The sequence below is a fragment of the Paenarthrobacter sp. TE4293 genome, assembly GCF_050435325.1.
GTDB classification, from domain to species: Bacteria; Actinomycetota; Actinomycetes; order Actinomycetales; family Micrococcaceae; genus Arthrobacter; species Arthrobacter nitroguajacolicus_C.
The window spans coordinates 120151-140083 of the sequence record NZ_JBNJRY010000005.1; the positions used below are offsets into that span (position 1 = coordinate 120151).

Consider the following 19933-nt stretch of genomic DNA (forward strand, 5'->3'; position numbering starts at 1 on the left):
TGCAGGGTGAAAGCGAAGGCAGCGGCAGGCCTAGTCTTCCGACCCTTTTGCGCCGAGCTCACCGATTACGGCTGCAGGGGTGCTCAACGCGGGGCATGCCCAAACACCCTCATTGTCGACCAGACGGGCGGTCAACGGGTGGTTGCTGGGATGCCACGGGCATTGGGGCCAGTTGCTGTTGGTCAGGCTGTTTTCCTCGATGACCCATTCCTGAACCTGATCGGCCACTGACACGAGCTGGGCGGCCTGCGAAATGTCACGCCTCACTGAAACGCCTTGTCCGATGGAGTCGCGGACGCTGTAGATCATGGCCGAGAGCACCTGCGGGTCGCCGCACCAGTCCGTCTCGTCAATACGTGGGTGTTGAAGCCCGCTGGAACTCACATCCCTTAAGACGTGACTGATGATCTCGACAATCCTTGCCGCCATGGAAACCTCCCCCTTCCGCATTGTGACCGTCTCAGCGGGTGGATGAACAAGTACCTCGGAATTCTCATCTTCAAGCTTCGCCCCTTGCCACGGTGAGCGCCTGGTGGTCGATCCTTTAGGGTCCGACCACCACTTGGATGCTGCGGACCATTCGGATGTCCCTCACGTCGTCTTCGATCTTGAACGTCCCGTCGGCGACGAATCCATTCTTCCGATAGAAGGCCTGTGCTCGAGGATTAGGGTCCGCCACCCACAGCTCGGCGGGCGCGGAAGGATCGATTGCTGCATGCAGAAGCGCCGTGCCAACCCCCGAACCGTGGAATGCGGCGTACACGTACAGGACATACAACTGCTGTGGCTCTTCCGACTGGTCGGGAGCGGGACCTGACATGGCAATGCCGATCAGACTGCCCTCATGCGATGCCACAACAACACTGTTCGTGTCGTATCGAGAATCTGTTAGCGCTGCCGTCCAGAATTTCTCGCGCCATTCCAGGAGCCCTGGATCGTCCAACTCCGCGTCGCTCATCAATCCCCGGTAGGTTTCGCGCCAAGTATCCACATGAACCACTGCCATGTTTGGCGCGTCCGAGGGCTCGGCACGACGCACCTCAAAGTTGATCGTCATCGCTCAACGGTACCTGCGCGACGGGCTGCTGGTCGGGCACGTTGGGCATCAAAGTGGTCACGCCACAGTCGTGGCCATGGGTCTGTACTTGAGCGAACGTACCAGGTTCGGGTTGGTGGGCGAGAGCCGGTGATTGCTAGATGCAGTCCCACGGGCTGGAATCATAAACGGCCGCGATCGGATGAACAGGGGCGTCGTCGTTGTAGATCACTGAGCCGATTCTTGAGACACTCACGACACCGACAGAGTTGGTGACAAGCGCTCCGGAAAAACTGGACACATCGTTCAGCGTGACGGGTCGTCTGCGGGTTTTGAACCCTGCCTCTGCGAGGGCCGTTTCAAGAATCTGCCAGGTGATCCCATACAGAGATGGCGCTGACTGCCATACGAGAGTTCCATCTTCGTCAATGAACGCGATGTTTGCTGTGGTCGTCTCAGAGATCCCGCCGCCCGCCGTCGTAAGAAGTGCGTCGTCGAAGCCTCTCCTGCGTGCCAAGCGACCAAAGTACAGCTGGCCAAAACTTCCTACATGCTTGATGTGCGCAACGGGCCTCTGGTAGACGACCGGAAGGAGCCTGACCCCCTCGGCGGCCGGTTCGACGGCCGGGCGTACGGCGGTCATGACTCGAACCTTCCCTGGATCACTCTCGAAGACAGTGATCCGCAGGTATGAGTCAGGTGCATCTTCCGCGGCTTCCCGGATCCTTTCCAGGATCTGTGCAGTATCAATGTCAGTTCCGTACAACTCAGCATGAGCGGATTTAAGACGACTAAGATGCAGGGATAGGCCCCGGACCCGACCGGCACGAATCTGCATGGCGGTGAAATGCCCGTAGTTCGCGAGTGCAAGTTGAGAAAGTGGTTCATCGGGAATTTCGACGCCGTCGACTCTGACACTTACGCTCTCGGTCATCTCCTCAGCATATGACGGGCCCGACGCACTCATTGGAATAGGCTCGAGTCCCGCCGGGACCTGGTCGATCCCACCGTCTACAACCGTGCCCACAATCTGCACGCCCAAGCATGGTTCAAAATCAGTGCAACTCACCTGTTGGCCAGAATTCCCGGATACTTGAACCTACTGGACCGCTACGGGACGCAATGGGAAGAGCTCCGGTCATCCGCCCCTGGCTATGTCCTCTATGAGGACGACGTTCAGATTGTTGTGGACCCACACCGCTAACATTCGCCAGTGTTCGCGGTCCTGCCACGAGCGGCGCTGGATATGTCGTCGCAGAGCCGGCGTGTAGTCTGAAATCTTCGATTTGGGGGAACAAATGCGTCGGACGTACATAGCTCTTGGAGCTTCTGCCGGGACCGGAGAAATCCGTAGGGTAAGTGGATGACCCGAGAGCGCGGAGGATGTCTCACTGTCCTCGCTCTTGGGATCTTCCTGGTTGCGTGGGTCGGCTCCATTCTTTGGACCGCTATAGATGAAGGTGCCGTTCCCTCCGATTCGGCTTTCCAGGCTATCCCTGTGCCGAGCAAGGCGGGGTCGATCTCTACAGGGTGTGGGTCGGGAGGCTGCTGGCGGGAAATGACTGTAGATGTCCGACCCCCTCATACGTCAGGGTCGCGGATAGCCGAAATGGGGCTGACCCAAGAACGGTGCGAGCCGACGAATTTGTGGACTTTGCGAAAAACCTGCACCGGGATTTCCCATGACACCGGCGGTCTCAAGATCTACCTGCGCTACTCCCCTGTACTTTCCAAGTACTAGAAGTGCCACTCGGGCGGGTTCGCACATGGCCGCGTGGTTGCTCCTACTTCGTATGGGGCCTCATTTCAACCGTTGTCCCTCGCAGAGCCCCGGGGTAGGGTGACCGGACCGTCCACCCACATCACCGTCTGGAACAACTCTGGGAGGAACCATGACACATGTGAGACGTCAGCTGGCTGCTGTAACGGCAGCCTTGGCACTAACCGCGACGAGCGGGGCCATGGCCAGTCCGGCCTTCGCCGATCCCCGGGAAACCGACAAAAACGCAACGGCCACCGGCTACGGAGGTGCCGTGAGTACCGTCGATCCGGAGGCATCCGCGGCCGCTATCGAAGTCCTCATGAGGGGCGGCAACGCGGCCGACGCAGCAGTCGCCGCAGCAGCTACCCTCGGCGTCACCGAGCCCTACAGCGCCGGCATCGGCGGCGGTGGCTACTTCGTGTTCTACGACGCGAAGACCAAACAAGTGGGCACCATCGACGGCCGTGAAACAGCGCCGGCCGGCATGAAGAATGACGCGTTCATCGATCCAGCCACCAAAAAGCCCTATAACTTCACACCGGAGTTGGTCACCAGCGGTGTCTCCGTTGGCGTCCCCGGCACACCCGCAACGTGGGAGCGTGCGCTGGAACGCTGGGGGACGATGGGACTCGGTGACGCGCTGAAGCCGGCCATCAAGGTAGCGAACCGCGGCTTCGTCGTGGATGAGACTTTCCGCCAGCAAACCCTGGACAACAAACTTCGCTTCGACGCCTTCACGTCCACCCGGGACCTCTTCCTTCCCGGTGGCGACGCTCCCGCCGTCGGAAGCGTCTTCAAGAACCACGACCTCGCGGCGACCTACCGTACGCTCGCCAAGGAGGGCACCGACGCCTTCTACGGCGGCCCGCTCGCGGAGGAGATCGCCCAGACCGTGCAGGCTCCGCCCAAGACGGCGGAAACGAAGCTGCCCATCCCGGTCGGCTCCATGACAGCCCAGGATCTTGCCAACTACAAGGTGGTGGACCAGGACGCCACCAAGGTGGAGTACCGCGGCCTTGACGTCTACGGGATGGCCCCATCCAGCAGCGGTGGCACAACCGTGGGCGAAGCGCTGAACATCCTGGAAAACTACGACCTCAAGGGCATGAAACCAGCGGATGCCTTGCACCATTACTTTGAGGCCAGCTCGCTCGCCTTCGCGGACCGCGGCGCCTACGTTGGTGACCCTGCCTTTGTGAAAGTGCCGACCAAAACCCTGTTGGACGACGTCTTCGCCAAGGAGCGCTCCTGCGAAATCGACCCGACGGCGGCCGCTCCCAAGCCGGTCGCCCCCGGCAACATAGAAACGTACGACGGCGCGTGCCCGGCTGCCGTGGCGCCCCTCGCCAATGAAACGGATACGGAGAACATCTCCACGACCAACATGACGGTCGCCGACAAGTGGGGAAACGTGGTGGAGTACACGCTGACGATTGAGCAGACTGGTGGGTCAGGAATCGTGGTCCCTGGCCGTGGCTTCCTGCTGAACAACGAGCTGACTGACTTCAGCACGGTCTATGACGCGAAGGATCCCAACCGGATCGAACCGAACAAGCGTCCGCGGTCCTCAATGTCGCCCACCATCATCCTGAAGGACCAGAAGCCGTTCCTCGCCCTGGGTTCACCGGGTGGTTCCACCATCATCACCACGGTTCTGCAGACCATCCTGAACCGCGTGGACTTGGGCATGACCGTTTCCGAGGCCCTTGCCGCTCCGCGTGCTGCACCCCGGAATGGCGCGACCGTCAGCTCCGAACCTGCCTTCATCGATGCCTACGGTCCGGCGTTGACGTCCTTGGGACATGATCTGGTTCCGGCCGGTGATGCCTTCACCTCGGCGGCCGAGATCGGGGCTGCGACGGCCATCGAATTCGGTAGAGACGGGCAAATGACTGCCGCGGCGGAGCCCACCCGGCGTGGTGGTGGCTCAGCGCTAGTGGTCAAACCGGTCAAACCTGGCAGGTAGCGCGGACTCAACAGCCAGGAAGCAGGCGGCGAACGGTCCCTTGCAGTTTCACGAGTCCAGCATCCTGCTGGTTGCTGACAGCGAACTTCATGAGGCCGCGGCAGGCGAGGCCCGCATCCGTCAGCTCACCGCTGAGTAGGTAATCGAGCAGTTCGTCGCTTGGAAGGAGCCGCACGAAGCCCGCCTCGGAGACGTCCCATGATGGGTCGTCGACGGGGCGGGCTTCCGCTGCTATGGCCAGGTGCTTTCGCCTGGAGGACCGGGCAGACCACCATTCCGCTCCCGCGTAATAGATTGCCGATGAGCCGTAGCCGGTCTCTTCTGACAGCTCGCGCAGAGCGGCAGCGTCGGGTGCTTCGCCTTGGTTCACGTACCCACCGGGAAGTTCCAGCAGCGTCCTGCCCGGCCCAACACGGAACTGCTCAAACAGCACAACGTCCGTGCCACCCTCAGTGAAGGCCAACATGGCTGCGGAGTCAGGGCCAGCGATGACGTCCCATTCGGAGACAGAGCCGTCAGCCTCCAGATACGTGTCCCTGTTTATGGTGACAAAGCCTTTGTAGGCCCGGGTGCTCCACAGTTTTCGCCACAGTTCATCCGGTTCGGTCAAGATGGGCGGTTGTTCTTGAGCTCCCGACTGTATCTCCACACCATGACCAACGATGCAACCGCGACGATGATTCCGGAGATCACGGACCACGGTGACTGACCAGGATTGGAGACGAAGATGGAGACGGCGTAGGCGGCAAGCACCAAGGCCAGCAGCAGCCATATCAGTGGTTTGCGATTCACGGTGGGTTCCTTAATGGGTGGGTGGAAAGTCAGGCCAGGTCGCGCTTCAAGAAGACGCCGAAGGCTATGGCTGTGACTACTAAAAGCCAGCTCACAGCTCCGGTAAAAGAGCCCCAGGCCGGTATGTTGACAGCTGTCTGGGTTGCCCAGTCAGCGGCGAGGACGGGGAAGAATGCGTTTGTCTGCTCCAACAGCAGCTCGGGAAGGAGCAAGCTAAGGGGTACGGCGAAGAGACTCACCAAGTGGTTGCGGATGAGGGAACCGGCAGCGAAACCCCACACCGATCCCATCCCGGCAAGCCCAGCGAAGGCTGGGACAGCGGCCAGGCCCACGTGCCATGATTCCTCGAGAAGAACTCCTGACTGGACAAGAATCACGCCTACAACTGCGCCGCTGATCATTGCTGCCAGCGACGTCGCGGCTGCACGGGCCCGGAACGCCGGGCTTCGTTGGAACAACAACACCCGGCGGGTCAGGGATCCCGTGCGGAAGCCGGCGGTGAAGGCGGAGGCGCCCACCACGGCAGACCCTGTCAGCGTGAGTGTCAGTCCCGTTTCCACCAGGAGTCCATCGAGATGTGCCAAGGATGAACCGGGTTCAAGTGCGGCGGCGAAAATCACCAACGCAATGAATCCCAGTACCAGCGAGGCCCCAACAGCCGCTCCCCTCCACAACCATGGGCGCCGGAGCTCGGACAGCAATGACGGAACCACGTCAGAGCTCCTTCCTGCGGAGGGACCACACCGCGCCACATCCAGCCGCCAGCAGCCAGCCGAGGGACACGAAGAACGCCTGCATGGGCTCGAGAAGTCCGTTAAAGGGGACGGCGGCAATCCCTGCCAATGCACCGGACGGGAGCCACCCAGCCATCTCGGGAGCGTTCGACAGCAGAGGCAGTTCGATGGCGAGCGGAATCACCAAAGTGAGTATCGTCGTCGCGTAGTAGTGCTGGAAGATCCAACCGAGGGAGCAGCCCCAGACGGCACCGAGGGCCGAGGCGACCAACACACCCGGCAGCCGTCCCAGCGATTCGGGAGCCAGAAGCTGGGAGGCAACGTCCCGTGGAAGCGAGAACGCGGTGGTCCCGCCCCACACTCCGATTCCAATCACCACCGTGCAGAGTCCCACCACCACCGCGGCGATGTACTTGGTGACCAGCACGTTCGTCATACCCGCAGCAACTACAGTGCGGCGAAGCGTGCCGTAATACGCTTCGCGGGTTACCAGATAGCTCCCGGCGAAGGTTGCTACCGGCGCAATGCCTGCGGCCAGAGCCCAAAAAATCTGGATGTTGTCCTGAGCCGACAAGGCGTCCGAGCTATCCGGCCATCCAAGGAAGTTGGCCACGAACCACGGCACCAAAGCACTGAACGCCACGATGCCCAGGACTGAATACCCGCTGACGTATCTCAGGAGCTCGGATCGGATCCCGCTTGTCACCGCGGCCACCATCATTGGGTACCCGCCAGGATCTTGAAGTACGCATCCTCAAGGCTGCCGCCACCCAGCGCTTTGGCCTCGTGGAGGGTTCCGCGGAACAGGACTTTTTGTTTAAGAATGACCACGTGGTCCGCCACTTGTTCCAGTTCCATGAGTTGGTGGCTGGAAACCAACGCACTTCCGCCCGCCGCTGCGAACTCCCGTAAGAAGCGTCGCAGCCACTGGATGCCTTCCGGATCCAGACCATTGGCGGGCTCGTCGAGCACAAGCAAGTGGGGATTTCCGACAAGGGCGGAGGCTATGCCCAACCGTTGCCGCATGCCCAGCGAGTAGTCGCGGACCTTTTTGCTGGCTTCGTGAGCGAGATCCACCAACTTCAGAACCCGCTCCACGTTCTGCCGGTCCACACCCGCAGCGAGCTGGCAGATCTGCAGGTGCCGGCGCCCGGTCAGACCAGGCTCCACGTCCATTCCGTCGAGGTTCACTCCGACTTTGGCGGCGGGTCTCCGGAGGGTGCGGTAGTCAACGCCAAAGACCGTTGCGCGCCCTGACGTCGCTTCCACCAGTCCAGTCAGGCCGGCGAGCGCCGTGCTTTTCCCTGCCCCGTTGGGACCGATCAGTCCCACCACGCGGCCTGCAGGCACGTCGAACGTCAGGCTTTCGACGGCTGAACGCGCACCTCTTTTCTTACTGAACTGCTCGAAGCTGGCATGAATTGTCATAGCTGCCCTTTCGTGGAGTCTGCGGTTGGCCCGGCTTGCCCTGGCCACAGGGGTGAGGCAGTGATCGAAGTCCACAGCCACTCCCCCAGGCTCGTCTCCTGTTGGCTGGTGACTTCCGCGCGCCCGGAGCTTGAAAGGTTCGTTCCTGATTCGAGCTTTGCCCCGAACGCCATCGCGGGCAGGGTGTCGCCTGCCAGGGCGATGGGGACCAGCGTGTCCAGCGGTGCCATGGACGTCGACGGCGGTTGGTCACCGACGGCTGCCCGGCCCAGATTCTCGTGAATGATCATTCCCTGCGATTGCAGCGTCACCCGGTCCCCGGCTGATATAGCCCCATGCGGGCCTTCGACTGGAGCCACGATCGTGAGCTGACCGTCCCGGTAGGTGTAGCCCGCCACTGTCACCGCCCGCACTGGAATAACGACCAGCAGCGCTCCACCAACCAGCAGCCCCAACAGCACCACGAGGATCCGTCTCCAGCGAGGACTCCCGTTGGTTGCCGCAAACCTTAGGAACCGGATGACTCCCCGGAGCGCCACGACGAGCAGCAGGCACAGGACCGCCACCACAACAAGGTGTCCGACATGGCCCAGCTGCAGGAAAATCGGCATCAGCCGCTGATAGCCGATCGCCATGAGGGCGATTCCAGCAACAAAACTGGCGAGTCCAAACCACGGCAAAAGGCCGTTCGTGCGGAGCGTGCGTCGCGAGCCCAGGAGGTGGAAGCTGACCACATCGGTCAATGCCTCCAGCGACTTCTTCCGGAGGTGGGGGATGTCCACGGCAGACATCAGGGCAACATAGCCATCCAGCTTGATGAACGGGAACAAGTTGAGCACGGCCACGGCGTAGCAAATGACCCCGTAGAGGACAGCGGCATCCTTCACGGGCGACTCGGGAAGCAGCGCTTGGCCAGCCAACACCAAGCTGCCCAGACCTACGTGTACCAAAGGCCCCGCGAGGGCAACGAGTACGCGCTGCTTCCTGGAGCTCAGCCGCCACCCATCCGTCACGTCGCAGAAGAACGCAGGAGAGAGATAGAACAGCATGATCCCTATGCGGCGCGGCGTGCCGCCAAAGTACGTGAGCGCCATACCGTGACCCAGTTCGTGCAGGAGCGTGGAGACGAACATCGCCGCCACGACGTATAGATAGGCCTCCACAGGAAGCGGCGTCGAGAGGACCCGCCACATGCTGGGCCCTGCTATGAACGCGCCTGCCAGGCCCCCGAGCAGGAGCATCAGTCCCACCACAGCCATACCGGGCCGGGCCATGGCCACCACCATCGGCCGGAAGAACTGCAGAAACGGTGCTGGGTTGAACAGGGTGAACTGCAGGGTCAGCGGAGGCCTGAACTGGACACGACGCATCGCAGATGGCTGCGCGCCGCCGTCGAATATTCCTGTGGGGGCCAACTGGCGAACGATACCCATGACATCCTGGGCGGTCCATGGCGAGCCGAGGAAATGCGCCACTTGGGCCGGGTTCCTTTTGCCGTCCACTGCTCTGAGGACGTTTGCGACGTCGGCCGAGACCCGCGCCTTCGGCACGCCGTTGATGGCCACGATCCATGGTCCTGATGCGGCCAACGGCGCATCGATGGACCCCGACGGGGCAAGGTGCACCGGCCACGTGACCGACCGGGCATCAGTGGATTCGTTGCCTCTGAGCCGGTTCATATCAGGGGATGTGGGGTGGAGGAATGGCCGCTAAGGAACAGTCCTTTGGTCTCGTCCATGGTGAGCGGAACAGTTCCAGGGCAGATCGCTTTGCCGGCTGCCCACCCCATGTCCTGGATCGCCGCGGGAAGCCTGTGCGTGAGGCTGACCCAATGGGCTTGGATGTCCCTTCCAGCAAAGTACTCCACCAAACTCACAACGTCCGGTGTGGGATGGGCCTCCCGCAGCGTCGACGGTTGGAAGGACCGGACCCACCGGAGCAAGCCGTCAATCGCGGCGGGCGTGGTCCAGAAGTCTGCGCGGGAATCGTCGTCCGTCACCGCCGGAGGAGTCCCGGAAGGTGTGCGGGTGAGGAACAGCTCCCGAATCTGGAGTCCTTCCTGGAGTGCTCCCCGCAACGCGGACACAGGGTGGGCAGCCGCTTTGAGCCCCACGGCGCCAAAGCTCCCTTCGACGGCGATGATGCACACCGCCGTTTCCAGGGGACGGCCCTCCTGCGGAACGAAAGCCAGGACAGGATCGACGCCGGCAGCCCTCGCCGCGTCAAGAAGCAGAAGGAGGCTCTTCGCTTCAGGTGTGGCACGCACCTCCTCCGGCAGCGAAGCAACGTCGAAGCTCAGAAGGGGCGTTTGCTGGTGCCACGCGGACAAGAAGGCATCCCGTTCCAGGACTTCCGCGAGTCCTGCGGCTTGGGCAAAGTCCTCCGACGGACCCGATGCTGCGCCGTTCGGAGACGGATCAAAGAAGCCATCCCACGGGTTTATTTCCCCGAACCCGGGACAGTAGTCCACCACGGGAGCCGGAACGTGCGAGACCTTTCCGGTCAGCAGGTTGGTGGCCCGGTACCAAGGGAATTCATAGGCGAGCGCAGATGGCCGTCCCAGCCCTGGCGTAATGAAGTCGATCCGTTGGTCAAGGCTTCCCTCGCAGGCCAGGAGATACTCGGAACCCGCCTGTGCCGGAACCAACGCAAACCGTTCCACGGCCTCCCCCGCACCCCGGGTGAGGGAGTCTCGTTTCTTGACGTCAAAAGCCCCAACGGCGGCGGCAAACCCCGCTTGAGATGTGCGGCCCTGTGCCAGCAAACCCGCGGTCCGCCACAACCCGACGTCGTTGGGAACGTAGACGGCCGATTCGGACACCAGGCCTGACGCGGGATCGAGCGTCTGCAGAGGATCGAGGCTCATGCGCCGCACACCCACAGCTCAATGTCGTTCAGGCCCGGGGTCTTTGTCGCGATGCGGACCGGCCTGCGTTCGAGGATGGTGAGGCCCTCAGCCGTGATTTCTTCCTCGATGAGGCTGTTGCTGACGAAAGCGATGTCGCTGGTGTACGCAGAAGAGCGGTACGTCCCGCCTTCACCGAAGTTGACGTGGATCATGGTGACGTGCCGGGCGCCGTTGGCCGGGTCCCGGCTTTCCGTGGTGATCAGGAACGAGTCTGTGCCCAACGGCGAAACTGTCGTGCCGCCGTCGTTCTCTTCTGACGCGTGGTGGCTGTCCGCGTTCAGGACGGTCAAGAGGAAACGCCCCTCGGGAGCCAAGCAGTCGTGAACCCTGCGGAACAGCGCACGTCGGCCGGGAGGGTCAAGGAGTGTGATGGAACTGGCCCCCAGAACCACGCAACCGTATCCGCCGTCGAGCTCAAAGCTGGACATATCAGCCTCCACCATCTCCACCCGGACACCGCGCGGGTTGAACGCCTGGGTTGCCACCTTCGACGCGAGGAGGGCCAGCATTTCGCGCGAAGAGTCGACGGCGGTCAGCGGCCGTCCAAGGGTCAGGAGGGGACGGGTGATCCGTCCGGATCCAGCAGCCAACTCGAGGATGGGCCCCGCGGTTTTCCGCGCCGCAGTCAGGATCTCGGGCAGCTCCGTCAGGTCGTTGGCAGTGACAAGGTCGTAGAGTCGGGAGCCCGAAACGCTGTACAGGTCCTCTGGAGGATCGACGTGGCCCAGGATGCGCAGGACGGCGTCGGCGGTCTTATCTTTTGCGGTGTTCATCAGCTCGTGTTCTCCGGGAGGTTGAGAGGGGTCCGGGGATGCACGCGGGTGGGGACGGAACATGGCTCCACCCGCGTGCACCGGCTAGGTGGCGGCGATGCCGACGACGATGCCGGCAATGATGATGACGTCACCAACCCGGATGTACCACGGTGTATCGTCCGGGGTGTCGAGGTTCTCCAGCTCTTCGATGGATAGCTGCAGGGTGGAGGCTGCGATCATTGGCTCCTCCTTTCTTCTTGTCGGATGCCTGTGGCAGGCCTTACGTGATGCTGACTGCGATGATGCCGATGGCGACTCCCTGGGAGACCCCGATGAACCAGTTTTGGAAGTCCGGGGTGTCCAGCGACTCGATCTCCTGGATGGAAATGTTGAGCTGTGGCATTCTCTTTCACCTCCCCTCGCTGATGCTGTGGTGGTGCACAGGACAGCTGATCAGGTGATAGCTACTGCGATGCCCACCAGCGCCAGCCCGGCTGAGATGCCCTTGATTCGTTCGTCCCAGTCGTCCGGGACGTCCATGGGCTCCAGCTCCTGGATGTGCAGGTCCAGGGTTTTGAATGCGGTGTTGCTGTTCATGTGCTCACCTCCTCTCCCCTGCCACTCGTAGATTGCCTGTGGGGCCCGGCAAGTTGTTGGGTCCTCCCGCAGCCTCGCTGAGGACATGCTGGATCTGCGCGGCGTCGATGCCCCGAAGCATCGGAAGCCCGCCACCCCAGTTGCGAATGGAGGCGTCAGTGGTGCGCACCAAGGTTTCCTCGGTGATGGTTGGCAGTCTCGCGATGCCCCACTGCCACATCAGCTCGTCAATGCCCCGCCCCGGGTCGGGATCCAGTGAAGGATCCGTTGCCGTCACCATGCCCCAGAGGTTGTTGAGGCGTGCGGAATCGCCCCATGCCGCAGCGCCCTGGCTAATTTCCCGCCAGATGGGGCCAATAACGGACGCTGTCGCGGTCATCTTCCGTGCGCCCGTGACATAGGCAAGCTCGTTGGCGACGTACCAGTGCTTGGCGCCGTAGGGGTTCCGGCCCATCAGTGCCCAGCCGGTATGCGTTTCCATGCTGAGCCTGGCCGCGGCCAGGCTCAGCCCGGGCTCATCGTTCCGGGACAGCAGCTCACCCAGCCGCACTATCCGCTGAATGAGCAGGTGGCCGTCGTCGTCGAAGATGCTGCGGTAGCTGCCAATCATGGTGCCGGCCACCCTGAGGAACGCTTCAAGCAGGCCTTCGAAAACCAGCTGTTTGGGCAGGGAGGCGAGGTGTCCGGCGTCGAGCAGAGCAGCGTCACCCGTCAGGTAGCGGGAGACAACCAAGCGGCGTCCGACGGCGGTGTCCAGGCACGCTACAGCGCTGACTTCGGCGCCGGTCCCCACGGTGGACGGCATGAGAATGGTTTTGGGACGTTCCTTGGGGTTCGTGACGGGAGGAAGGACCAGCAATCCGGAGCGCTTGGCGTGACGTTCGGCGAAAACGGCCAGGCTCGGATCCGCGGTGAAGAGCGCAGCGAGCTTTACCGCGTCCAGGACTGAACCGCCGCCGAGTCCGGCTACGGTTTGAAGCCCGTTTTCCCTGATGAAGCTGCCCACTTTTCGGACGCATTCCACCGTGACCGGTGCAGCGTTCAGTTCCAGGACCGGCACTCCTTTGAGGTTGCCGGCCAGAAGTTTGTCCCGGTGTCCCGTCAGGTGGCCGTCCACCACCAACCCGGTCCGCCCGCGGGTCATACCGCCGATGTACTTGGCTGCTGTTCCGTCGTCGAGGATGACGCAGCGGGTCCTCCACATGTGGTCTGCGATCATGCGAAGACACCATCCCGCTCGGCCGCGGCAAGGCCGGTTCTGACGGCGGCGTGGAGCTCTTCGAAATTTTCCGGCGTGTAGGTCAGCGCGGGAAGGAGCTGGATCCGTCCAGGCCCTGGCTGCACGATCGCACCGGCCTGGTGGATGCGCCGGACCACAGCAAGGACACCGCCTGATGAGAGAGGCAGGCCGTTGTGGGACCGCAGTTTGATGGACCGCATGCAGCCTCGCCCAGTCGGGTTGCCTACCCCACGGGTGTCTTGAAGCTCCTCGATGAGACCGTCAAGGCCGGCTGCCACTTGCTTGGTCAGGGTGTTGTGATCCAGTCGCTTCATCTCGGCGATGGTGCTGAGGATCGCAGCGCAGGTCGCTGGCGTGCCGGCCTGAGTTTCCCCGTGAACGAAGACGGACTCATTCGCATCGAAGGCTTCCGTCACCCGCAGTGCGATCAGGAGGGCGGCGCAGGCGCTGGTGCCGTTGGTCAGTCCCTTGGATGTAACGATGACGTCTGGCTGCTGAGGCCACGCATCGGAAGCGAACCATCCATTTACTCTCCCGAAGCCTGTGGCTACCTCGTCGGCTACCATGAGGAAGCCGTGCTGGTCGCGATGCTTGATGACCGCCTCAATGAAAGCGTCCGGCACCGCTTCCGCGCCTGAGCCCAGAACGGGCTCGATAATGACCGCTGCGATCCTGTGGCCTTCCCGTTGCAGGAGCTGGTGTAGTTCCGCGCCGTCGTCGTCGAAGCTGACATGCCGGACATTCCGCCGGTCGACGCCGTACACGGCTTGTCCGAGGTCATCGCCACTGAGGGCATGGCTTCCGTAGGTCAGTCCGTGATAGCTGCCCTTCAGTCCAACAACGAGTTTCCGTTCGGGTTGCCCGTCCAGGACGAAGTACTGGCGTGCCAGCTTCATCACGGCGTCATTGGCGGACCCTCCGGAGGTGGAGAAGATGACGCGTTGGAAGCTGTGGGCTGTTAAGGCCAACAGGGCCCCGGAGGCTTCGATGGCTGCGCGGTGGGCAGTGCGGAAGAGCGGCAGGTAGGAGGCCGTGCGGAGTTCCCGGGCGATGGCTTCAGCGATGTGCTGGTTCCCGAAGCCGAGGTTGGCATTCCAGAGCCCGCTCTTTGCACAGATGCGTTGCCGCCCATCCTCGAAGGTGACGTGGACACCTTGGGCGCTGACTGCCGTGTGGCTTTTCCCAATGAAGTCATGCTGGCTGACGAGTGGCACCCACAGCGGAAGTTGTGTCCTGGGTGTGGGAAGGATCGGCACGACGGTCATCAGCGTGCACCAATGATGTCGATGCCCAACTGCCCAAATCGATCCATGACAGCCCGTGCGGATTCCTCGGCGAGTGCAACGGAAACTTTGAGGGCAGGCGCCGCGGCTACAGCTGCGGCCTTGACATCGCGGAGGTTGGACACGGCCTCGACGATGGCTGCGGCGTCCGGACCTACCTTGAACAGCCGCCCGGTCTTGGCGTCGAGGAGGGTATGGTCGGCCCCCCTTCTCAGGATGAAGGGAGCCTGCGCTGATGGCAGACCGTCCCTCAGCGCTGCCCCGTACAGGCTGGTTCCGAACCCCACCAAACTGGTGGTGGGGCGGTCCTCGCGCGGTACGAATTTCCACGCATCCAAAGCGGCCAAGTAGCGCGAAATCCACGGTTTGCCGGCCAGTGATTCATAGATGTCCCAGGGGTAGTACACCGCGGCAACAGCGGACTCAGGCCGGAGGGCGATGGACCTGACCCGAAGATCCGGCAGCACGTCACCCACCCTGCCGATCTGGGTTCCGTACGGCCCGCTGAGGATGGTTCCGTCCCACGTGATGTGGAGCCTGGTCAGCAGGAGGTTATCTCTCGGCCCTCCGTTCAGCAATCCCCGCTCAGCCAACACTGCGTTGACTTCGGTGAGTTGCTGGACGAAATGCCCCGTTCGGCAGGCTTCCTCGGCGTCGTCAAAGAAGGCCTGCCAGTCCTCTTTGGTGGTTATCCTGACCACGGTCACGCCCACCAGGTTCACGAACGGAATGGCCACATAGTCCTGGATTTCCAGGCTGAGGGTCCCATCCACCAGGAGCTCTTCCCCGGCGACATCGAACGTGCCCGTGACCGCCACGATGCCCGCGTCTGCTTTGTCCCCGTTGAGGACAAGGATTGTCGAATCCTCGCCGGCCAGCGTCTTCGCGTAACCGGTATGTTCGGGATTCTCAACGAAAATGACGTGGTCCCGGATACGTCCCGGGATGCCCGTGATCCACTGATCCACAGCGGCGGCGATGCTCTGTTGCTCACTCAGCTTCAATGACCCAACCCCCAATAGTTGTGCACGCTTCCTCGGAGCGGCCCCGACGGTTTTCCGGGTGCTCGTTCTGAGAAGGACACTATGGGCGGGCAGGAGGGCCACAGGGCGGAAAGAGGAAACTAGGTGGTGAATCGGCCGAAATTAGGGGTTACGTGGGGTCATCTAGGTGGTGGTTGAGGGTGGCCTAGGTGGTGGAAGAAGCATGGCCGCATCCCAAGAGAGATGGGGCTCAGTGCCCGGGCATCTCCAGGCAGCCGCCGTCCATAATGCTGCCGCCGGTAGAAATGTCGACCTTGCCGTCGAGAGCCACGTATCCGAAGAGGCATCCGCCCCGCGGCGACGCTGCCCCGAACCGCACACCATTTCCGTTGTCATCCGTCTGCACCGCGTCCGTAAGTCCAACAGATCCGAACGCATCCACTACGGCAATCGCCGTGGCGGGCTGGCTGAGTGATTCAAGTGCCTTTCGAGCGGGTTCCAGGTAGGAATTGAGATGTTCCCGCATGTCCGGCGTTAGGGCTCTTCGCTGGCGGTACAGCTCGTTCGCGGCCATGGCCGCTTCAGGATCCACCACCACACAGCCCTCTGTCACCGCTGGGACCCCCTCCACAAAGCGGCACACTTGCGGGGAAGTGCTTGGTGTCGGAGCAGCGATCGGCGCCGTGCTCACCCCTCCCGGAATCGCACAGCTGGTGCTCCCCGCAACAGCTGCCACGATCAACAAATGCAGCAACGCCTTGCGCAATTTTTTCCCCATCCATGGACCCTACGGGACTACCACCGTTTGGACCAGTTAATTTATCCATCGATTTTAGGTGGGTGCGAACCAGTCGCGCAGTAGCATGCCTTATGGAATCTTTCACCTGGGCAAAGGCCCCCACTGATCACCCGGAGCAAACCAAGGTAGCTGTTCTGCTGCCTGGTTCCGGATATCCCGTGGAGGGCCCAGTTCTCTTCTGGATCGGGGAGATGCTGGGCTCCCTGGGCTGGCATGTTCAGGCTGTCCGGTGGACTCCTGATGATTCGCCCAGTGCTGCCCCTCACGAATTTGCGGCCAATGCTGCCGAGCGAGCATTTGCCGCCTCACCCGCCGCCGATCAACATTTGATCGTCGCCAAGTCGTTCAGTACTTTGAGCATTCCGTGGGCCGAGGATGCTCGCATCCGCGGGATCTGGCTGACACCGCTACTCACGGATGAGAAGGTCAGAAGCACCATCAGCTCCTCGCGAAAGGACGACCTGTTTATCGGTGGTTCGCAGGACAAACTGTGGGACGGCGGTCGTAAATCAGAGAGCGCCGGCACCTTTTTGGAGGTGCCGGGAGCCGACCACTCTTTGCAGATCCCGGACGATTGGCGGGCTTCCCAGCAGGCGCAATCCGACGTGTTCGCCCGGATTGAGGAGTATGTCGTGGGGCTGGCCTAAGCCCCAACGTTCAGCGGGCACAAGAAAGAGGTTGGGCTGGGCGCTGATGCGCACCCAACCCAACCTCTTTCGAGCCAGACGAACCTAAAGAACCGTGGTCCGCGACAGCGACAGGTCCTTCGTCTCCCGGAAGAACAGGACCACAACTACTGCGGACACCAGAGCCATGCCCATCAGATAGAAGGCCGGTGCCAGCGGTGTCCCAAAGCCAGCTACCAAGCCGGTGGCAACAAAGGGAGCCGTTCCGCCAAAGAGCACGTAAGCCAGCGTGTACCCAATCGCAGATCCCGAAGCACGAACCGAGGACGGGAACATCTCCACCAGCGCCGGCACGTTGGACGTACCGATGACGGCCACCAACGCGCCCAGGACACTGGTTCCCAGGATCGCGAAACCGAGACCCAGCGGCATGATGGAGAACGCTGGAATGGTCATCACCACGAAGCCAACACAGGCCACCAGCAGCATCCGCTTGCGTCCATAACGGTCGCTTGCCCTGGCGGCCAACGGGCAGACGGCCGTGTACACCAGCATCGTGATCACGCTCGTGATCATGGATTCAGCCGAGGAGTATCCAAGGCTTGAGGTCATGTACGCAATCATGTAGCTGCTCATCAGGTAATAAGCGATCGCGTTGGTGATGCTGTAGCCGAAGAGGGTGAAGATCTGGCGCGAACACATCCGGATGGCATCACCCAAAGGCCGCTTGGCGACTTCACCCTTATTTTCCAGGCCGCGGAACACCGGAGTGTCGTCAACCCTGGACCGGATGTACAGGCCAATGAGTCCCAGCGGTGCCGCGAGCAGGAACGGAATCCGCCAGCCCCAGGCTTGAAGGTCTGCGGTGCTCAACGTCGCGGTAATTGCAGCACCCAGCAACGCACCGGCAACCGAGGCGAGCCCAACGGTGGCCGGGATGATGCTGGCGTACGTTGCCCGCTTTCCTTCCGGGGCGTACTCAACGATGAAGGCCGAAGAACCCGTGTACTCGCCGCCCGTTGTGAAGCCCTGCACCGCACGGAACAAGAACAGAAGGATCGGAGCCCACACGCCGATCACCGCGAACGTCGGCAGGATGCCGATGCAGAATGTCGCCGCACTCATGATCAGCACGCACAGGCCGAGCATCTTGTTCCGGCCGATCCGGTCACCGTAGCGTCCAAAGAAAACTGCCCCGAGCGGCCTGGCGATGAAGCCGCCGGCGAAGATCGCCCACACGGCCAGAAGTGACGCCGTCGTGCTGTAATCCGGGAAGAAGAGCTTCGCGATGGTGACGGACATGACCGCATAAGCCGCGGAGTCGAACCATTCGACGAAATTTCCGACGGCGGCTGCCGCGGCGACGCGCTTCAGGCTGCGCCGGGGGGAAGACTCAGTGTCAGCGACTTTCTCGGTCATCGTATTCATGATTGTTGTCCTTCGGTGCGGGGAGAGGCTACAACGTGTGGGAGTTCGCGGAGCTGGGCCCGCTGGACTTTTCCGGTGGCCGACTTCGGCAGCGCAGTGACGTATTCAATGAATCGTGGGTAGGCGAAGCGGGAGAAGTTCTCCTTCACATGCGCCACGATGGTTTCGCTCAGTTCCGCTCCCCCAGCGTGACCGGGCATGAGTTCGATCCAGGCTTTGATGGACTGGCCGCGGAGTTCGTCGGGCACGCCAGTGACGGACACGTCCCGCACGGGATCGAGCTCGCGGATGACTGCCTCCAGCTCATAGGGTCCAACACGGTAGCCGGACGTTTTGATGACGTCGTCGGTCCTCCCCAGGAACCAGAAGTAACCGTCATCGTCCGTGTAGGCCTGGTCCTTCGTGTGGTACCAACCGCCTCCAAACGCGGTGGCGGACGCCTCCGGCATGTTCCAGTATCCCAAGGGAAATTGGGGGTTGGACCGTGCGCGGAGGCAGACCTCGCCTGTCTCGCCCGGGGCCACTTCCTGCTCATTTTCGTCCAATAACCGGACTTCCCAGCCAGGAAGTGGACGCCCCATGGAGCCGGGCTTCACCGGCACGTCCGGGTAGTTGCCCAGCAGCGGGTACGACTCTGTGGAACCGTAGTAATCGAGCAGGGTCACCCCGTACTGCGCTTCGAACCATGTGATCAAATCCGGCGTTAGCGGCTCGTTGGACGAACAAACCGTCCGCAGGGACAGCGGGAAGCGAGCACCGGCGTCGGGCACGTCTTCGCGCATCTTCCGCAGGAACGTCGGGTTGACCAGCGCGCTGGTGACGCGGTGGCGGCTCATGCTGTCCAGCAGGGCTGCGGGATCGAAACCGCCGCTGGGCCGGAAAACCAAGTGCGTGGCGCCGAGCCGGAGCGGGCCCATGAGCTTGGCCAGCGACCAGGCCCAGTCCCCCGCGCCGTAGAACACGTCGCCGTCGCCAATCTGGTGGCAGTACTCGAACTCATTGTGTCCAAGCAGGGTCCGGTGCGCGTGGACGATTCCTTTTGCGCGGCCGGTGGTGCCCGAGGTGTAGAAGATCAGGGCGGGATCGTCGGCTTTGGTCTCGACATCCTGGAATTCGGTGGGAGCCTCTTTGATGGCCGGGCTGTCAATGTCGATGAACATGCCCTCGTAGTACTCGAACAGGTGCTTCGCTGAGTCCTCGGCGATGATCACCGACGCGCCACTGTCTTCCAGCCGGAAGCGGATCGGCTCCGCAGCCCAGAGCAGGGACATCGTGACCAGGATGGCGCCGGTCCGCAGCACACCGAGGTACGCGGCCGGGGTGTCTGCGCGTTGCGGGAGCAAGACGGCGACCCGGTCTCCTTTCTTGATGCCGGCCTGTTGGAGCGTGGCGGCAATCTGCCGCGAGCGGTCCTGGATCTCGCCCCAGCTCACCTCACGTTGACCTTCGACGGCGGACTCCAGGATGAGCGCGCACTTGTCCCTTGGGTGCCGGTCGGCGACGTCGACGGCCATGTTGTAGAGCTCCGGCACCTCCCAGCGGTGGCTGTTCCGTAGTTCGGTGTAGCGGTCTTGGGTTGCTGTTTTCATCCTGTTT

22 protein-coding genes are annotated in these 19933 nt (G+C 62.3%); 2 read left to right on the forward strand and 20 right to left on the reverse strand.

The window, feature by feature from the left end; translation table 11 throughout:
* Positions 1-30 precede the first annotated feature (30 nt).
* The 3 genes from QF015_RS11645 to QF015_RS11655 form a co-directional block, all read right to left on the reverse strand.
* Positions 31-429: a hypothetical protein gene (locus QF015_RS11645; RefSeq protein WP_429389165.1), complete on the reverse strand. Its 399-nt coding sequence runs from the start codon at positions 427-429 to the stop codon at positions 31-33.
* Positions 430-544: 115 nt separating this feature from the next.
* Positions 545-1057, reverse strand: coding sequence for a GNAT family N-acetyltransferase (locus QF015_RS11650; RefSeq protein ID WP_310210460.1), 513 nt, complete (start codon positions 1055-1057; stop codon positions 545-547).
* 136 nt (positions 1058-1193) lie between these two features.
* Positions 1194-1970: an aminotransferase class IV gene (locus QF015_RS11655; RefSeq protein ID WP_429389167.1), complete on the reverse strand. Its 777-nt coding sequence runs from the start codon at positions 1968-1970 to the stop codon at positions 1194-1196.
* A gap of 958 nt (positions 1971-2928) precedes the next feature.
* Between QF015_RS11655 and ggt the strand changes: the two genes are divergently transcribed.
* On the forward strand, positions 2929-4764 hold the full coding sequence (gene ggt / locus QF015_RS11660; protein ID WP_429389169.1) for a gamma-glutamyltransferase: 1836 nt from the start codon (positions 2929-2931) through the stop codon (positions 4762-4764).
* Positions 4765-4771: 7 nt separating this feature from the next.
* Here the strand turns inward: ggt and QF015_RS11665 are convergent, their stop codons facing one another.
* The 15 genes from QF015_RS11665 to QF015_RS11735 all read right to left on the reverse strand — a co-directional run bounded on the left by QF015_RS11665 (position 4772) and on the right by QF015_RS11735 (position 16262).
* Complete coding sequence (locus QF015_RS11665; protein ID WP_310210470.1) at positions 4772-5374, reverse strand: NUDIX hydrolase; 603 nt, start codon at positions 5372-5374, stop codon at positions 4772-4774.
* Positions 5371-5556: a hypothetical protein gene (locus QF015_RS11670; protein WP_429389171.1), complete on the reverse strand. Its 186-nt coding sequence runs from the start codon at positions 5554-5556 to the stop codon at positions 5371-5373. The genes QF015_RS11665 and QF015_RS11670 overlap by 4 nt, the downstream gene beginning before the upstream one ends.
* 29 nt (positions 5557-5585) lie before the next feature.
* Positions 5586-6269: a hypothetical protein gene (locus tag QF015_RS11675; protein WP_429389173.1), complete on the reverse strand. Its 684-nt coding sequence runs from the start codon at positions 6267-6269 to the stop codon at positions 5586-5588.
* A 1-nt stretch (position 6270) separates the two neighbouring features.
* Complete coding sequence (locus QF015_RS11680) at positions 6271-6996, reverse strand: hypothetical protein (RefSeq protein ID WP_429389175.1); 726 nt, start codon at positions 6994-6996, stop codon at positions 6271-6273.
* An 11-nt stretch (positions 6997-7007) separates the two neighbouring features.
* A complete protein-coding gene (locus QF015_RS11685; protein WP_429389177.1) occupies positions 7008-7718 on the reverse strand; it encodes an ABC transporter ATP-binding protein in 711 nt (236 codons plus the stop codon).
* Positions 7715-9397 carry a daptide biosynthesis intramembrane metalloprotease gene (mpaP, locus tag QF015_RS11690; protein WP_429389179.1) on the reverse strand — a complete coding sequence of 561 codons (1683 nt, stop codon included), beginning with the start codon at positions 9395-9397 and terminating at the stop codon, positions 7715-7717. The genes QF015_RS11685 and mpaP overlap by 4 nt, the downstream gene beginning before the upstream one ends.
* Positions 9394-10584, reverse strand: coding sequence for a YcaO-like family protein (locus tag QF015_RS11695; RefSeq protein ID WP_429389181.1), 1191 nt, complete (start codon positions 10582-10584; stop codon positions 9394-9396). The genes mpaP and QF015_RS11695 overlap by 4 nt, the downstream gene beginning before the upstream one ends.
* Positions 10581-11399 (reverse strand): daptide-type RiPP biosynthesis methyltransferase, encoded by an 819-nt coding sequence (mpaM, locus tag QF015_RS11700; protein WP_429389183.1) that lies wholly within the window; start codon positions 11397-11399, stop codon positions 10581-10583. The genes QF015_RS11695 and mpaM overlap by 4 nt, the downstream gene beginning before the upstream one ends.
* Positions 11400-11483: 84 nt before the next feature.
* Complete coding sequence (locus tag QF015_RS11705) at positions 11484-11621, reverse strand: daptide-type RiPP (RefSeq protein WP_310210494.1); 138 nt, start codon at positions 11619-11621, stop codon at positions 11484-11486.
* A 40-nt stretch (positions 11622-11661) separates the two neighbouring features.
* Positions 11662-11784, reverse strand: coding sequence for a daptide-type RiPP (locus QF015_RS11710; protein WP_310210496.1), 123 nt, complete (start codon positions 11782-11784; stop codon positions 11662-11664).
* A 50-nt stretch (positions 11785-11834) separates the two neighbouring features.
* Positions 11835-11978 (reverse strand): daptide-type RiPP, encoded by a 144-nt coding sequence (locus QF015_RS11715; RefSeq protein ID WP_310210498.1) that lies wholly within the window; start codon positions 11976-11978, stop codon positions 11835-11837.
* A gap of 4 nt (positions 11979-11982) precedes the next feature.
* Entirely contained in the window at positions 11983-13197 is a 1215-nt protein-coding gene (mpaC, locus tag QF015_RS11720; protein ID WP_429389186.1) for a daptide-type RiPP biosynthesis dehydogenase, read from the reverse strand.
* Positions 13194-14483, reverse strand: coding sequence for a daptide-type RiPP biosynthesis aminotransferase (gene mpaD / locus QF015_RS11725; protein WP_310210504.1), 1290 nt, complete (start codon positions 14481-14483; stop codon positions 13194-13196). Before mpaD ends, mpaC begins: the two co-directional genes overlap by 4 nt.
* Positions 14483-15505: a daptide biosynthesis RiPP recognition protein gene (gene mpaB / locus QF015_RS11730; RefSeq protein ID WP_310210507.1), complete on the reverse strand. Its 1023-nt coding sequence runs from the start codon at positions 15503-15505 to the stop codon at positions 14483-14485. The genes mpaD and mpaB overlap by 1 nt, the downstream gene beginning before the upstream one ends.
* 229 nt (positions 15506-15734) lie before the next feature.
* On the reverse strand, positions 15735-16262 hold the full coding sequence (locus QF015_RS11735) for a hypothetical protein (protein ID WP_429389188.1): 528 nt from the start codon (positions 16260-16262) through the stop codon (positions 15735-15737).
* Positions 16263-16474: 212 nt separating this feature from the next.
* On the opposite strand from QF015_RS11735, the gene QF015_RS11740 reads away from it, so the two are divergent.
* The gene (locus QF015_RS11740) at positions 16475-16930 is read left to right on the forward strand and encodes a hypothetical protein (protein ID WP_429389190.1); all 456 of its coding nucleotides are present in this window, start codon (positions 16475-16477) and stop codon (positions 16928-16930) included.
* An 84-nt stretch (positions 16931-17014) separates the two neighbouring features.
* Here QF015_RS11740 and QF015_RS11745 read toward each other — a convergent pair whose 3' ends face one another.
* Positions 17015-18337 carry an MFS transporter gene (locus QF015_RS11745; protein WP_429389192.1) on the reverse strand — a complete coding sequence of 441 codons (1323 nt, stop codon included), beginning with the start codon at positions 18335-18337 and terminating at the stop codon, positions 17015-17017.
* The gene (locus tag QF015_RS11750) at positions 18334-19926 is read right to left on the reverse strand and encodes an acyl-CoA synthetase (protein WP_429389193.1); all 1593 of its coding nucleotides are present in this window, start codon (positions 19924-19926) and stop codon (positions 18334-18336) included. The genes QF015_RS11745 and QF015_RS11750 overlap by 4 nt, the downstream gene beginning before the upstream one ends.
* Positions 19927-19933: the final 7 nt, after the last annotated feature.